Source organism: Salinihabitans flavidus, assembly GCF_900110425.1.
Classification (GTDB): Bacteria; Pseudomonadota; Alphaproteobacteria; order Rhodobacterales; family Rhodobacteraceae; genus Salinihabitans; species Salinihabitans flavidus.
Genome location: NZ_FODS01000001.1, coordinates 213,630 through 228,939, shown reverse-complemented (window position 1 = coordinate 228,939; position 15,310 = coordinate 213,630). Strand labels below are relative to the sequence as shown.

At 64.5% G+C, this 15,310-nt stretch carries 14 protein-coding genes; 5 read left to right on the top strand and 9 right to left on the bottom strand.

Features of this window, described 5'->3' with window-relative positions:
* Positions 1-207 precede the first annotated feature (207 nt).
* From rnr to dapE, 3 genes are all read right to left on the bottom strand, one after another.
* Positions 208-2,460 (bottom strand): ribonuclease R, encoded by a 2,253-nt coding sequence (rnr, locus tag BMW66_RS01105; RefSeq protein WP_093114785.1) that lies wholly within the window; start codon positions 2,458-2,460, stop codon positions 208-210.
* 90 nt (positions 2,461-2,550) lie between these two features.
* Entirely contained in the window at positions 2,551-3,156 is a 606-nt protein-coding gene (locus BMW66_RS01100; RefSeq protein ID WP_093114784.1) for a TIGR04282 family arsenosugar biosynthesis glycosyltransferase, read from the bottom strand.
* A 28-nt stretch (positions 3,157-3,184) separates the two neighbouring features.
* Positions 3,185-4,327, bottom strand: a complete 1,143-nt coding sequence (dapE, locus tag BMW66_RS01095; RefSeq protein ID WP_093114783.1) for a succinyl-diaminopimelate desuccinylase — start codon at positions 4,325-4,327, stop codon at positions 3,185-3,187.
* Between the two features lie 283 nt (positions 4,328-4,610).
* Between dapE and BMW66_RS01090 the strand changes: the two genes are divergently transcribed.
* Both BMW66_RS01090 and BMW66_RS01085 read left to right on the top strand, forming a co-directional pair.
* Positions 4,611-6,179: a Hint domain-containing protein gene (locus BMW66_RS01090; protein WP_093114782.1), complete on the top strand. Its 1,569-nt coding sequence runs from the start codon at positions 4,611-4,613 to the stop codon at positions 6,177-6,179.
* Positions 6,180-6,198: 19 nt separating this feature from the next.
* Positions 6,199-7,275, top strand: coding sequence for a Hint domain-containing protein (locus BMW66_RS01085; RefSeq protein ID WP_093114781.1), 1,077 nt, complete (start codon positions 6,199-6,201; stop codon positions 7,273-7,275).
* Positions 7,276-7,298: 23 nt separating this feature from the next.
* Here BMW66_RS01085 and BMW66_RS01080 read toward each other — a convergent pair whose 3' ends face one another.
* Positions 7,299-7,658: a hypothetical protein gene (locus BMW66_RS01080; RefSeq protein ID WP_093114944.1), complete on the bottom strand. Its 360-nt coding sequence runs from the start codon at positions 7,656-7,658 to the stop codon at positions 7,299-7,301.
* Positions 7,659-7,807: 149 nt separating this feature from the next.
* Here BMW66_RS01080 and BMW66_RS01075 point away from each other — a divergent pair, with 149 nt between their 5' ends.
* The gene (locus BMW66_RS01075) at positions 7,808-9,385 is read left to right on the top strand and encodes a choice-of-anchor L domain-containing protein (RefSeq protein WP_093114780.1); all 1,578 of its coding nucleotides are present in this window, start codon (positions 7,808-7,810) and stop codon (positions 9,383-9,385) included.
* A gap of 44 nt (positions 9,386-9,429) precedes the next feature.
* Here the strand turns inward: BMW66_RS01075 and dapD are convergent, their stop codons facing one another.
* Positions 9,430-10,257, bottom strand: coding sequence for a 2,3,4,5-tetrahydropyridine-2,6-dicarboxylate N-succinyltransferase (dapD, locus tag BMW66_RS01070; protein WP_093114779.1), 828 nt, complete (start codon positions 10,255-10,257; stop codon positions 9,430-9,432).
* Between the two features lie 180 nt (positions 10,258-10,437).
* Between dapD and BMW66_RS01065 the strand changes: the two genes are divergently transcribed.
* Entirely contained in the window at positions 10,438-11,280 is an 843-nt protein-coding gene (locus tag BMW66_RS01065; protein ID WP_093114778.1) for an LOG family protein, read from the top strand.
* A 35-nt stretch (positions 11,281-11,315) separates the two neighbouring features.
* Here the strand turns inward: BMW66_RS01065 and BMW66_RS01060 are convergent, their stop codons facing one another.
* From BMW66_RS01060 to BMW66_RS01045, 4 genes are all read right to left on the bottom strand, one after another.
* Positions 11,316-11,507 (bottom strand): hypothetical protein, encoded by a 192-nt coding sequence (locus BMW66_RS01060; protein WP_093114777.1) that lies wholly within the window; start codon positions 11,505-11,507, stop codon positions 11,316-11,318.
* Positions 11,508-11,615: 108 nt separating this feature from the next.
* Positions 11,616-12,794, bottom strand: coding sequence for a dual-specificity RNA methyltransferase RlmN (gene rlmN, locus BMW66_RS01055; protein ID WP_093114776.1), 1,179 nt, complete (start codon positions 12,792-12,794; stop codon positions 11,616-11,618).
* Between the two features lie 80 nt (positions 12,795-12,874).
* Positions 12,875-13,492 (bottom strand): Hint domain-containing protein, encoded by a 618-nt coding sequence (locus BMW66_RS01050; protein ID WP_093114775.1) that lies wholly within the window; start codon positions 13,490-13,492, stop codon positions 12,875-12,877.
* 104 nt (positions 13,493-13,596) lie between these two features.
* Positions 13,597-14,061 carry an invasion associated locus B family protein gene (locus tag BMW66_RS01045; protein WP_175483126.1) on the bottom strand — a complete coding sequence of 155 codons (465 nt, stop codon included), beginning with the start codon at positions 14,059-14,061 and terminating at the stop codon, positions 13,597-13,599.
* Between the two features lie 249 nt (positions 14,062-14,310).
* On the opposite strand from BMW66_RS01045, the gene BMW66_RS01040 reads away from it, so the two are divergent.
* A complete protein-coding gene (locus tag BMW66_RS01040; protein WP_093114774.1) occupies positions 14,311-15,306 on the top strand; it encodes an asparaginase in 996 nt (331 codons plus the stop codon).
* Positions 15,307-15,310 lie beyond the last annotated feature (4 nt).

Below are 15,310 nucleotides of genomic sequence, written 5' to 3'. Positions count from 1 at the left end.
CAGGCCATTCGTGAAGCGGGCAAACGCAGGGTGGCGGCACATCGCCGGGACAATGCAACGACTTAGGCCAAGCCCTTGTTAATGCCCAAAAACCCATATCGGCAAAACGTCGGTATTTTGTCGGTATCGCGTCGGTGCCATTTGCCCCGCAGGTCAGGTTAACACGGCGCGCGGACCAGATCGCGTTAACCATTCCGCATCCCCGGGTCAGGAGCGGCTGCGCTTCGCCTTCTGACGGTCCTTCGCGCCCTTGTGCCTCGATTTCCCGGCCTTGCGTCTGGGCGGTTTGCCGCGGGCGCGTTTCGGCCCCTTCGGCATAGCCTCATCCTCCAGCGAAAGCAGTTCCAGCGTCAGCCCACCGGTGACCGGCGCGGCCTCTGCCAGCCGAACGGTGACGCGCTGTCCCAGCGAGATCGTTGTTCCCGTGTCCGAGCCGGTGAGCGTGCCCGACTCGCTGTCATAATGGAAATACTCACGCCCCAGCTCCCGCATGGGCACGAGACCGTCGGCGCCGGTCTCATCGAGTTTCACGAAAACCCCGAAGCGGGCGATGCCGCTGATCCGTCCGGTAAACTCATTGCCCACCCGTTCGGACAGGTACGACGCAAGATAGCGGTCGGTGGTGTCGCGTTCGGCGAGCATGGAGCGGCGCTCTGTCTCGGAGATGTGGGTGGCGGTGGTCTCCATCTGCTCCATCCCCTCGGGGCTGAGCCCGTCATCGCCCCAGCCATGCGCCGAGATCAGCGCCCGGTGCACCACCAGATCGGCATAGCGCCGGATCGGGGAGGTGAAATGCGCGTATGCCTGAAGCGCAAGACCGAAATGGCCGAAATTGGCCGGGGAATAATACGCCTGCGTCATAGAGCGCAGGGTGGAGAGATTGATCAGCTCCGCATCCTCGGTTCCGGCGGCGGCCTGAAGAAGTGCGTTGAGGTGCTGTGTCTTGAGCACCTGCCCCTTGGCCAGCGTCAGACCGGCGGCCTGTGCGACCTCGCGCAGGGCGTCGAGTTTTTCGGGGCTGGGCTCCTCGTGCACGCGGAAGATCAGCGGCGAGCGTTTGGAGATCAGGGTTTCGGCGGCGGCGACATTGGCCAGCACCATGAATTCCTCGATCATCTTGTGCGCGTCAAAGCGGTCGGCGAAGTTGACCGAGGCGACCTTGCCCTCTTCGGTGAGCACGATCTTGCGTTCGGGCAGTTCGAGGTTGAGAGGTTGGCGCGCGGCGCGGGCCTTGGACAGCGCCTCGTAGGCGTCGAAAACCGGGTTGATCACCTCTTCGAGCAGGGGGGCGCATTTCTCGTCCGGGTCGCCGTTGCGGGCGGCCTGAGCCTGTTCATATGTCAGCGACGCGGCGGAGCGCATGAGGCCGCGGGTGAAGCGGTGGCCGAGTTTGCGGCCATGCGCGTCGATCTGCATGCGCACGGCGATGCAGGCGCGCGGCACGCCCTCGTGCAGAGAGCACAGATCGCCCGAGAGCCGGTCGGGCAGCATCGGCACAACCCGGTCGGGAAAATAGCTCGAATTTCCGCGCTTGCGGGCCTCTGTGTCGAGCGCGGTGCCGGGGCGCACGTAGTGGGCCACATCGGCGATGGCGACCCAGACGACATGGCCGCCCTCGTTGCGGGGGTCGTCGTCGGCGTGGGCCCAGCAGGCGTCGTCATGATCGCGCGCGTCCCACGGGTCGATGGTGATGAGTGGCAGGTCGCGCAAATCCTCGCGTCCGTCCAGCCCGGCGGGCTTGGCGCTGTCCGCCTCTTCGATCACGGCGTCGGGAAAGCGGTCGGGGATGCCGTGCTGATGGATGGCGATGAGCGAGACCGCCTTGGGCGCGGACGGATCGCCGAGCCGGTCCACCACCCGCGCGCGCGGCAGGCCGAGACGGCCGCGGGGGCCGGATTGTTCGGCCTCGACCAGTTCCCCCTCTTTCGCGCCGCCGGTGGCGTCGCTGGGAACCTGCCATTCCTTGCCGTCGCCCTTGTCGATGGGCACGATGCGCCCGCCCTCGGGCGTTTTTCGGAAAACGCCCAGTACACGGCGCGGGTTGGTGCCGATGCGGCGAATCAGGCGGCCCTCATAGTGGTGATCCTCGCCCTTCACCTCGGTCAGCCGGGCAAGGATTCGGTCGCCTTCGCCCAATGCCGGATCGGAAGCGCGGGGGACGACGAGCACCTTCGGCTCCGGCCCCTCGCCGGTCCATTCCAGCGGGCGGGCGTAGAGATCGCCATCGGTGTCGGGCGCCTGCACCTGAAGCACCGAAACGGGCGGCAGGCGGTCGGGGTCGCGGTAGGTTTTCTTGCGCTTTTCAAGATGGCCTTCCTCCTCCAGCTCTCGCAGGACGGATTTCAGGTCGATCCGGGCGGCGCCCTTGATGCCGAAGGCACGGGCGATGTCGCGCTTGGAGGTCTGGGTCGGGTTCGCTGAGATCCAGTCAAGGATCTCCTGTTTGGTAGGTATACGCATGGCCCTGCCCTAGCACGGCGCGCGGGTGGCGTCACCGGGGAAAGCTTCGGCCTGTGGCTTCGGCGCTTGCAGGGAACGGAGCGGCAGGTATCATCGCGCGGGGCGGATGGTGGGATCGAGGTATTTCGACCGAGAAGATGCGGCGGAGCCGTGCAGATCGGTGGCGGTGTCGATGTCGGCGAGCGTATCGGTCAGCGCGATGCGATGGCCGGGCAGGGTGGCGATGCTGTCGTCGAGGGCGTGATCGGTGGACCAGCGGCAGCCGCGCAGGAACCCCGGTGGCGGCGGGGCACGGCGTTTGAGCCCGATGAGCCAGTAGCCGCCGTCGGTGGCGGGGCCGAAGACCGCGTCATGGCGGCCGAGCGCGGCGAAGGTGCGGGCGATATGGGCCCGCGTGATGCCCGGAATGTCGGCGCCGATGACGCAGGCGGGGCCGGGAGGCAGTCCGCGCAGCAGCCGTGCCATGCGGGCGCCGAGATCGCCCCGCCCTTGCGGCAGGCGTGGCAGGTGGGGCGGCCACATGCGCGCCTCCAGCGCGGTATCGGGGGCGACGGCAAGGATCGTCTGCCAGCGCGGATCGTCGATCCGGCGCAGCAGGCAGGCGGTCTGATGGCGGAACCACCATGCGGCGCGGGTCATGCCGATATCGCGTCCGAGCCGTGTTTTCACGCGGCCGGCGCGCGGTTCCTTCACCATCACGACAAGGCGGCGGCGGAAGGCGGGATCAGGCGAAATAGTCACGCAGGATCCGCGCGTAGATCGCCTTGAGTTGATGAATCTGCGCCACCGGGACGCATTCGTCCACCTGGTGCATGGTCTTGCCGACGAGGCCGAATTCGACCACCGGGCAGTGATCCTTGATGAAGCGGGCGTCCGAGGTGCCGCCGGAGGTGGAGAGCACCGGATCGCGCCCGGTTTCGGCGCGTACCGCGGCGGCGACGAGATCGGAGAGCGGGCCCGGCGGCGTCAGGAAGCTTTCACCCGAGATCTTGACCGTCATGCCGATGTCGATGCCGGTTTCCTGCGTCACGGTGTCGGCCATGCCGCGCATCCAGTCGGTCAGGCCTTGGCCGGAGTGGCTGTCGTTGAAGCGGATGTTGACGGTGGCGCGGCATTCGGCGGGGATGACGTTGGTGGCCGGGTTGCCGGTGTCCATCGTGACCACGGCCAGCGTGGAGGCGTCGAAATGGTCGGTGCCCTCGTCGAGCGTGTGACTGGAAAGCCTGTCCATCAGGCGGGCCATGGCGGGCAGCGGGTTCTTCGCGCGGTGGGGATAGGCGGAATGGCCCTGCACGCCGGTGAAGGTGAACCATGCCGAGAGAGAGCCGCGGCGGCCGATCTTGATCATCTCGCCCATCTCGTCGGGGCAGGTCGGCTCCCCGACAAGGCAGGCGGTCATCGCCTCGCCGGTTCGGGCCATGTGGTCGAGAAGGGCACTGGTGCCGTCGATGGCATCGCCTTCCTCGTCGCCGGTGATGGTGAGGATCACCGCGCCGTCGGGGGGCGTGTCGCGGACGAAGTCTATGGCGGCGGCGGTAAAGGCGGCGACGCCGGATTTCATGTCGGTGGCGCCGCGTCCGTACATAAGGCCGCCGCGGATCTCGGCGCCGAAGGGATCGACTGTCCATGCGGCGGCATCGCCCACGGGCACAACGTCGGTATGACCGTTGAAGCCGAAGGTTCTCGGGTGGCCCTTGTCGCCCCAGCGGGCCAGGAGATTGGCCACGCCGCCACGGTCGGCGCGGGTGCAGGTGAAGCCGGCGCTTGACAGTTCGGCCTCAAGTAATGTGAGCGCGCCGCCCTCCTCGGGTGTGACCGAGGGGCAGCGGATCAGGCGGGCGGTGAGATCGGCGGGGTCGGTGGTCATCGGGTCCTCAACATGGGGCGGCAGGGCGTTCGCCTGTGGCCGGTATGCCGCAAGAACGCCCGTTTCCCGCCAAAATGCAACCCAAGACGCTTAACAGCCGCGTGAAAGTCGTGCTAGCTGGACCCAATAAAAATGCCCGAGGCAGGGTAAGAGCAGCAGACGGGCCGCAAATGGCCCCAATGACATATGGCGAGACAACGCCTGTGGTCACGTTTCTGGCGCCGTTGGCCGGGGCGTGCGCTGTGCCATCCTGCTTACGGGACGTGTTGGGTAAGGGGCAGGCATGGTTTGGGCGAGAGATATTCCCATAGACGAGAATGCCAACGCCATGAAGATGGCGCAGACCATCTTTGGCGATGGCGTGAAGGTTGTCGGGGCAAGTTACGAGGGCGACGACAGATCCTCGGGGATCTACAGTGACGGCAACGCGGTTTCGCCGGGGGTGACGCCGGGCGATACGGGGGTGATCCTGTCCACCGGCCGGGCCGGGGATTTCACCAACTGGTGGGGCGATCCGAATCGCAGCGACAGCACCTCGACCAACACCAAAGGGGTGGACAACGACCCAGACTTCAACGCGGCGGCGGGCGCGCGGACCTATGACGCCTCAATTCTGAATGTCGATTTCATTCCGGACGGCGACACGATGACGATGCAGTTCGTCTTCGCCTCCGAGGAATACCCCGAGTTCACCAATTCCATCTATCAGGATTTCGTCGGTGTCTGGGTCAATGGCACGCAGGTGGAAATGTCGATTGGCGGCACCGATCCGGGCAACATCAACGGCGGGTCCAATGAAAACCTGTTCATCAGCAACAGCGGCGACACCTACAACACGGAGATGGATGGCTTCACGGTCACGATGACGATGACCCTTCCGGTCAATCCGGGAGAGTTGAATTCCATCACCCTTGGAATCGCCGATGTCGCCGACACGAGTTACGATTCCAACCTTCTGATCGCAGGGGGCTCTGTGCAGACCGCGCTCATTGCGCAGGATGACAGCACGCATCTGACAGGGGACGCGACCAAGACCATCGACATTCTGGGCAATGATGAAAGCGCCAGCGGCGGGACGCTGAGTGTTACCCATATCAATGGGCAGGCTGTGAATGCGGGTGACACAGTCACGCTCAAGACCGGGCAGACGGTCACGCTCAATTCCGATGGAACGATCACGCTCGTGGGGGATGGCACCGACGAGGATTTCAACTTCACCTATGCGATCGACGACGGAACGAACAGCGATACAGGAGTGATCACCGTCAGCTCCGTTCCCTGTTTCGTGGCCGGAACAATGATCCGCACGCCAGGGGGCGAGGTGCCGGTGGAGACGCTGTCGCCCGGAGATCTGGTGAAAACGATGGACAACGGGCCGCAGCCGATTCGCTGGATTGGGCGGCGGTGCGTGCCGGCAGAGGGGGATTTCGCGCCGATCCGCATTGCCGCGAACACGATTGGCCGACACCGGGAACTTCTGGTGTCGCCGTTGCACCGGGTGCTTGTCCGCGATGCGCTGGCCGAGCTTCTGTTCGGTGCCCGCGAAGTGCTCGTGGCGGCGCGCGATCTGGTCAACGATCTGAGTGTGCGGCGTGTGCCCGGCGGGATGGTGGAGTATTTCCACATTCTCTTTGACGCGCATCAGATTGTCTTTTCAGAGGGTCTGCGGACCGAGAGCTTTCTGCCCGGCCCGCAGATCGCGGAGAACTTCGAGGCGGAGATCGTGGAGGAGATCTGCACGCTTTTCCCCGAGTTAGACCCTGACTCTGGTGATGGATACGGATCGGCGGTGCGCCCGGCGCTTCGTCGCTATGAGGTCGAGCTTTTGTTGGGGCGGGCAAGGGTGGCATGATGGGCTCCGGGGATCGCCGATGACCTGGATCGCGCTGGCAGATCACCTTGGTGGGTGCTTTGGTCCGCGCGGAATCTCCGCAGGGCCGGGGCCTGCTGCAGATGAGGTGATGCCGAAAGGCAGTCTTCTTGTCGAAACGCGGTTGTCGCCGGGACGTCGGCCGCAACGGCTTCTGGGGCATCGGCGCCCCCACCCTTGGGCGAGTGGGCTCGCGCTCTACGCGGTGCCGGGCGGTGGTATCGTGCTGGTGCTGTCACGCGGGCGAAAGGTGTTTCACGCCACGCTCAACCACGATGCGGAGGAGCGCGCGGATGTGATCCGCGTCACCTATAGCTGGGACATGCACGCCGGGGGCGGACGACTTGTGATCGAACGGCCGGAACTGTCGAAGGCGTTCATCGTCCGGGTGGAGGACCCCATGCCGCTCATGCAGTCGGATGTGCGGGAAATGGCGGCAGCGCCGGGTGGTTGCGAGATGGACCCCGATCTGGTGTTCTTCGCGGTCTCGGACACGGTGGAGCCGATCGGCCCCATGCCGGCGCTTAGCCCCGATGTGCCGATCGCCACGCCGCAGGGGTATCGCACGGCGGGCGATCTTCGGCGTGGCGACATGGTGACGACACTCGACGGGGCGGCCGTACCCGTGTTGCAGGTGGTCGAGCGGCGGGTGCCTGCGCGCGGATCGTTCCGCCCGGTGCGGCTTCGACATCCGTATTTCGGACTACAGAGCGACGTCTTCGTGGCACCGGGGCAGCGGCTGGTGATAGGTGGATCGCAGGTGGAGTACATGTTCGGGCGCGAACATGTGCTCGTGCCCGCGCGGCATCTGGTGAACGGCACGGCCGCCTTGCAGGAGCCTCCGGGCCTCGAGATGCGCTATGTGCATTTTCTGCTGCCGGACCACGAAGCGGTGATCGCGGCGGGCACGGCGATCGAGAGCCTCAATATCGGACGAATCCGGCGCAAGCCCGAGTTGCTTTCCGCGTCGCTTCTGGCGGGGTTTGATCGCGCTACCCTGCCGGATCATTCCGTGACGGCCTTTCCGATTTTGCGCCCGTTCGAAGCGGTCACGCTGGCAGAGGCGCGGGCGGCCTGAAGCTTCGCTCGCCGGACAAGACGTCAGTGAAGCGGGTCGGTGCCGGTTGATTCCTCCCCACCGAAGAAGGGCGTCATCTGCGCCACGACGACCGAGTTTTCGTCAAATGCGCGCTGCATGAGGGCGCGCTCCTCGTTGTCGATCTCGTGACCCTGTTCTTCGCGTTCTTCCAGCGTGCCATAGCCGGTCACATCGAGCGGGGCGAGATCGGCCTGTTTCAGGATGGCGACGGTTTCGCGCACGGCCTCGGCCTCATCGACGCCGCTGGCATAGATCATGAGCGCACCGCCGGTCGCACCCTCGGGCAAGCCGTCATCCTGCTTGCGGCCAACCTGAACCAGAAGCGTATAGACCTGTTGGCGGGAGTGTTTTTTCTGAGCCATGCGCGGGCCATATCCCGCGGTGCGCGGGCGCGTCAAGCGGCGGCACCGTTGCGGGTTTGAGTCAAATGCGCCGAAAAGGACGGGTGACGGGAAAGAGTTCGTGAAGCATTGGGGCGTAGCCCGGACGGACAGCAATCAGGAGTCCGCCCATGTCCGCCACGTCTCAGCTTCCCATCGACACATCCGCCAGCGCCATGCAGATGGCGCAGAGCATGTTCGGATCCGGGATCACGATAGAGGATGCGAGTTACTCCGGGGCGTCCTCGGCCTCGGGGATCTACAGCGAGGGAGACAGCGTCGCGCCGGGTGTGACCCCGTCGGACAGCGGGGTGATCCTGTCCACCGGGCGGGCGGAGGATCTCACGAACAAATGGGGCGATGCGAACCAATCGGCTGGTACCACGACGAAGCAGTGGACGCCGGGGGATTCGGACCTGTCGGAGCTCGCGGGGCAAAAGACCTTTGACGCCTCGATCTTCGAGGCGAGTTTCGTGCCCGAGGGCAGCACGCTGACGATGCAGGTGGTCTTTTCCTCGGAGGAGTATCTCGAATATGTCGATTCGGGCTTCAACGATGCCGTCGGGATCTGGGTGAACGGCCAGCAGGCGGAACTGACGGTCGGGGATGGCGACATCACGATCAACAATATCAACGACGATACCAACCAGAACCTTTATGTGGACAATCCGGCCCCGGATGGCGACTTCAACACGGAAATGGACGGCTTCACCGTCACCCTGACGCTCAAGGCGCCGGTTGAGCCGGGGGAGGTGAACACGATCAAGATCGGCATCGCCGATGCCGGGGACCGGGCCTATGACAGCAACCTTCTGATCGCGGGCGATTCGGTGCAGACGGCACTTGTGGCCGGGGACGACGAGATCGGCGTGACGGACACGGCGCCGGAGAATTTCGACGTGCTGGCCAATGACAGCAGCAGCGTGGGCGGCACGTTGACCATCACCGCGATCAATGGGCAGCCGGTCTTCGCGGGCGATACGGTCACCCTTGGCTCTGGCGAGCGGATCACGCTGAATGGCGATGGCACGATCCGGGTGCAATCGGACGGGGACGAGGGCGAAAACACCTTTTCCTATGAGGTGAGCGACGAGGCCGGGAACACCGATACCGGGTTCGCGACGGTGACGACGACTCCGTGTTTCGTGGCGGGAACGCTGGTCGAGACGGTGGACGGGCCGGTTCCGGTGGAAGCGCTGGAGGCCGGTGACATGGTGATCACCCGCGATCACGGGGCGCAGCCGCTGCGCTGGTCGGGGCAGTCGGTGCGGATGGCGCGCGGGCGGGATGCGCCGATCGCCATCGCCGACGGGGCACTGGGGAACCACGGGGCGGTGGAGGTGTCGCGCAATCACCGGGTGCTGGTCACATCGGCGCGCGCCGAACTTCTGTTCGGTCAGGCGGAGATTCTGGTCAAGGCTGGCGATCTGGTGAACGACACCACCATCCGGCCGCGGGCGGACGGGCGGGCGGTGACCTATGTGCATCTGCTGTTCGACCGGCACGAGATCGTGTTCGGCAACGGGCTTGAGAGTGAGAGCTACCACCCCGGGCGCGAGACGCTTGAGAGCTTCGACAGCGCGACGCGGGAGGAGATTCTGCGCCTTCTGCCGAACGCCGACAGCTTCATGGGCTATGGCTATGGCCCGACGGCGCGCGTGGCGCTACGCAGCTATGAATCGCGGGCGTTTCTGGCCGGGCGGGCGTAGCCCGGGGCGTTTGGAGACGTCCCGGGCCGACAAGTGCCTGCGGGCTAGTCGCGCAGAAGCTCGTTGATGCCGGTCTTGGAGCGTGTCTGCGCATCCACGCGCTTCACGATCACGGCGCAATAGAGGTTCAGGTTGTTCTTCGTCGGCATGGACCCCGAGACCACGACCGAATAGGGGGGCACCTCGCCGATGAAGACCTCCCCGGTTTCGCGGTCCACGATCTTCGTGGATTTGCCGATGTAGACGCCCATGCCAAGCACCGAGCCTTCGCGCACGATGCAGCCTTCCACAACCTCGGAGCGGGCTCCGATAAAGCAATTGTCCTCGATGATCGTGGGGCCGGCCTGCATCGGCTCCAGCACACCGCCGATGCCGACCCCGCCGGACAGATGCACGCCCTTGCCGATCTGCGCGCAGGAACCGACGGTGGCCCATGTGTCGACCATCGTGCCCTCATCGACATAGGCGCCGAGGTTCACGAAAGAGGGCATGAGCACGACGCCGGGCGCGATATAGGCCGATTTGCGCACGATGCAGTTGGGTACGGCGCGAAAACCCGCCGCGCGCCACTGGTTGTCGCCCCAACCCTTGAACTTGCTGTCCACCTTGTCCCACCAGCCGCCGCCTTGCGGGCCGCCCGGCTGCTGCTCCATGTCCTTGATGCGAAAGCCCAGAAGCACCGCCTTCTTGGCCCATTGGTTCACATGCCAGTCGCCGTTCTCGCGCCGTTCGGCCACGCGGAGCTTGCCGCTGTCGAGCGCGTTCAGCGTGTCCTCGATCGCTTCTCGGGTTTCACCGCCGGTGGTGGGGGTGATGGTATCGCGTGCCTCCCATGCGGCTTCGATGGCGTGTTCAAGCTGGGCGTTGGACATCGTTATGCTCCGTAGTTGTCGGGATTCGGGTCTTCATAGCGGTATCAGGCCGCCCCGTCACCCGTGCAAAGCGACACTCTGATCGCCAGATCACGCGCGGGCCATTCCCACCCTTCCGCTGGTCTTGCCGCGTTGAAAGCGATAGGTCAGGGAAAAAGACGCGCAAGCAAGGAAAACGACATGGATGACCACCGTATCAGCCGGTTTCGGGACGCGCACACGGACCGCGATACAGCCGAACATGTGCCCGATACCCCGCAGACGCGATCCCCGTCCTACCGGTTGGCGTTCGATGACTGGGATTTCCTGTGCCGCGATGAATTGCGTCCGGTGCGGTTGCAGCTTGAACTTCTCAAGCCGCAGCTCATGCTCGATGACCATGGGGTGGAGAGCACCATTGTTCTGTTCGGCGGCGCGCGTATTCCAGAACCATCGAGAAAAGAGGGCGCGCGGACCAAGACGCTGGCCGAATTGTCACATTACTACGATGAGGCGCGGGAATTCGCGCGTCTGATGACGCTGAAAAGCCTTGAAAGCGGGGGGCGGCACAACGTCATCGCCTCGGGCGGCGGACCCGGCGTGATGGAGGCTAGCAACCGCGGCGCGGCGGATGTCGGCGGGGAGTCGATCGGCTTCAACATCGTCCTGCCGCATGAGCAGGCGCCGAACGAATACGTGACGCCCGAGCTTTGCTTCAACTTCCACTATTTCGCGATCCGCAAGATGCATTTCCTGATGCGGGCGCGGGCGATCTGCGTCTTTCCCGGCGGATTCGGCACGCTCGACGAGATGTTCGAATCGCTCACACTCATTCAGACCGGGCGGATGGAGCGGGTGCCCTTCCTGCTGTTCGGGCGGGCCTTCTGGGAAAAGATCATCAACTGGCAGGCGCTGAGCGAGGCCGGCACCATTTCCGACGACGATCTGGATTTGTTCCGGTTCGTGGAAACCGCCCAAGAGGCAGTCAAGGTGATCGAGGAGTGGGGCGAGACGACGCCGCGCGACGATATTCCGGGCCGGTAGGGCCCGGAACCGCGTTGCACACAGGTGCGGCCCGGTCAGGCCGCGTATTTGGGATCGAGCGTGCCGATGTCGCGACCATGCGGCAGGGAGGAGATCATAAGCCCCTCTGTCGTCGGTCGCACGGCATAGCCGTAACCGGCGATGCGGAATTTCCATTCGCGCGGCGAAAGCGACTTGCGACGTTCGTCGGCGATGATACGGCGGGCGGCTTCTACATCAAACATCATGGTCGTTACCCTTCTGGAAACTAATTGTTCACAAGGATAACGCTGCCACTCGATTGGGGCGGGATTTGGCCCGGGTCGTGCCGGAATAGGGGATTTATCCGGGCAGGATCAGCCGATTCCGGCCTCCGCCTCAATCTGGCGGCGGGGTTTGCGCGCGCGTTCAGAGGCGGATTTGAGCTGCCCGCAGGCGGCCATGATGTCCTCTCCGCGCGGGGTGCGGATGGGAGAGGCATAGCCGGCCTTGTAGATGATGTCCGAGAACGCCTCGATCCGGTCCCAGTCGGACCGCACATAGGGGGAGCCGGGCCATTCGTTGAACGGAATCAGGTTGATCTTGGCGGGGATGCCGGAAATCAGCTTCACCAGCCGCCGCGCGTCCGCGTCGCTGTCGTTCACACCCTTGAGCATCACGTATTCAAAGGTGATCCGTTCTGAATTCGACAGTTTCGGATAGGCGCGCAGGGCGTCCAACAGTGTCTCAATGTTCCATTTCTTGTTGATCGGAACCAGTGTGTCGCGCACCTCGTCGGTGGTGGCGTGGAAGCTGACGGCGAGCAGACAGCCGATTTCCTCTGCGGTCTTGGTGATTTCCGGAACCACGCCGGAGGTGGACAGCGTGATACGGCGGCGGGAGAGAGAAATCCCTTCGCCATCCATCGCGATTTTCATCGCGTCGCGCACATTGTCGAAGTTATAGAGCGGCTCTCCCATGCCCATCAGCACGATATTGCTGATCAGGCGGGGCCGTTCGCCGGCGGCCTCACCTTGCCGGGGCCATTCATTCAGATCGTCCCGCGCCAGCATGACCTGACCGATGATCTCTCCCGCTGTCAGGTTGCGCACCAGCTTCTGCGTGCCGGTGTGGCAAAAGGAGCAGGTCAGGGTGCAGCCCACCTGCGACGAGATGCAAAGCGTGCCGCGGTCGGATTCGGGGATATAGACAACTTCGACTTCATGCCCGCCGGTGATCCGGACAAGGTACTTGCGGGTGCCGTCGGCGCTGACCTGTTTGCTCACCAGCTCAGGGATCTCGATGGTGAACGCGTCTGACAGATCCCGGCGGTATGCCTTGGACAGGTTGGTCATCGCGTCAAAGTCACGCACGCCCCACTGGTAGATCCACTGCCAGATCTGGCCCACACGCATCTTCGCCTGTTTTTCCGGGGTGCCGTGTTCCACCAGCACCTCGCGCAGCCGGTCGCGCGTCAGGCCGACAAGGTTGATCCTGTCACCGGCGGGCAGTTTACGGGGGATGGTCATCAGATCCTGGGTGATCGGGGTCGTCATTTCGCGCGTGTCCTTTGGTTTAGACGGGACGCTATACAGGATTCGCCGCGCTTTGCCAAAGCATTCGGTCGCGGCGCGGATCAGGCCGCGCTGCACAGGGCGAGGGCAAGGGGCACCTCATGCGATTCAAGGCTTCGGCGCGCGGGTGCATTGGTGGGCCGGGCGACAAGATCGGGAAACAGGCGATAGAGGTCGTCGCGCACCTCATGCCCGCAACCGAGATCAGAGAGTGCGCCGGGCGGCAGGCTTTCCACCGGCAACCCGTCGGCCATGATGATATGATGCGCGTCGAGCAGAAGATGGATGTAGTCCACGCGGCCGGGATCGCGCCGCCGGTCCACCCCGCGCCAGCCGACAAGCTGCTCGGCTGGAACGAGCACTTCGGAGGAGGCGAAGGCCGCGCCGAAGCTGTCGTTCTTCATCCAGATTCGGTGACCGGGAGAGATATGCAGATCGCGCGCCGGCAGATTGCGCCCCAATGCTCCGGCGGGGATACACACCGGGGCGGTGTGCGGACAGGGCGTGATCGTTGCCGTGCCGATCCAACGCAGGGGGGCAAAGCCCCTGTCGCGTGTCACGAGGCTATCGCCGGGGCGGAGATCTTCAACCGCGACCTCGCCGCGCCGGGTCACGATCCGGGTGCCGTGCAGAAAGGCGGGGGCGCAGGCGGTCGAACGGGGTTTGTCCTGGGCGGGCATGGCTGTGGCCTCTTGATGAACAGGGCGCGGTCAGTTTCCGCGAACGCTGTCCCCCCAGGACCTTGGTTTTCTGTAAACCGCCCTGGCAGCCGGGCGGCGAACGATCACTTGCAGCGACTTTCGGCCTCTTCCACCGCGGCAGTGAAGCCCAGTAGGGAAAAGGTATCCTCGGTCTTGGTGCCGCGAGAGCTGCGTGCGGTCAGAACCGCCTGAGTGCCGCGCTTCATCGCGGTGATGATCTTGGCATCCTCGGCCGCCGAAGCGGGCCAGGCCCATTCACCTTCGGTGAAAAGCTCGAACTCGGTCCCGTCAACGTCCACATTCACGGTGGAGCCATCGGCGAACGGGTAGCCGCCGGTAAAGCCGACCTGCCCCATGACCTCGGCCTCCGGGCGGAAGAACACCATGAGCAGGATTTCACCCCGCCGCACGGCCACGACGCGCCCGTCGCGGGTGTTGACGCTTTCCTTGTAGGTGGTCACCGCCCAGCATTCATGCGGGTCGGTATCTTCGAACACGCTCCAGTCCGTCTCGGCGGCGACCTGATTATCGCTTTGATCCTGCGCCATTGCCGGCAGTGTGGGTGAAAGCAACGCAACCGCCAGTCCGGCCCGGATTGCAGCGCCCCATTTCGATGAACCCATCTTCAACAGCCTCCAAGCTGTAGGTTTTGCCTCAAGTTTCGATGTCCTGCCGGTCCCTTTTGACGGGATTTTTCGCGGCGGGGCATTCCCTTCTCGATGCGGCAACACTAGCCTGAAAACATCAGCGGGCGAAAGTCCCTTTGGCAGAAAATCGCCCAATTCGTGAGGGACGAAATGACCAATCCCATTCCAATGGCCGAAATCTGGCGCGGCCCCTTTCTCGAAAGTGTGCATCGCGGACATGCAGTGGTCTGCGACGAACGCGGAGAGATCGTGGAAGCCTGGGGCGATCCGGAGGCGATCGTGCTGCCGCGCAGTTCGGCCAAGATGCTTCAGGCGCTGCCCATGGTGGAAAGTGGCGCGGCAGATGCGGCGGGGCTGGACGCGGAGCAACTGGCGCTGTCCTGCGCGTCGCACAACGGGGCGGCGATCCATATCGACCGGGTGACCGAATGGCTCTCGGCGCTTGGATTTTGCGATGACGACCTGCGCTGCGGGCCGCAAGAGCCCGGCGACCGCGCCGTGCTTGAGGCGCTGATCCGTGCCCATGAGGCGCCCTGCCAGTATCACAACAACTGCTCGGGCAAGCACGCGGGGTTCCTGACGCTGACGAAACACCTGCGTGCCGGGCCCGAGTATGTGGACATGGATCATCCGGTGCAGCGAGCGGTGCTGGGCGCGTTTGAGGAGGTGACGGGCGAAGAGAGCCCCGGTTTTGGAATAGACGGGTGTTCGGCCCCCAACCACGCCGCGAGCCTTCATGGCATGGCCCGCGCGATGGCCTTCTATGCCGTAGCGCGCGAGGGGCAGGGCGCACGCGAAAACGCGGCGGTGCGGCTGCGCGAGGCGATGACGGCGCATCCTGAACTTGTCGCGGGGGAGGGGCGGGCCTGCACGCGCCTGATGCGGGCGATGGGTGGCAAGGTCGCGGTCAAGACGGGTGCCGAAGCCTATTTCGTTGCAATCCTGCCCGAAAAACGGCTTGGCGTGGCGCTCAAGATCATGGATGGCGGCACGAGGGGCGCGGAATGTGCGATTGCGTCGATCCTTGTGAAGCTGGGCGTTCTGGACCCGGCGCATCCCGACGCACAGCGGTATATCAACGGGCCGATCCTCAATCGCAGGGGGCTCGAGACGGGCAGGATCAAGCCTGCCGCAACGCTGTGCTGACCCG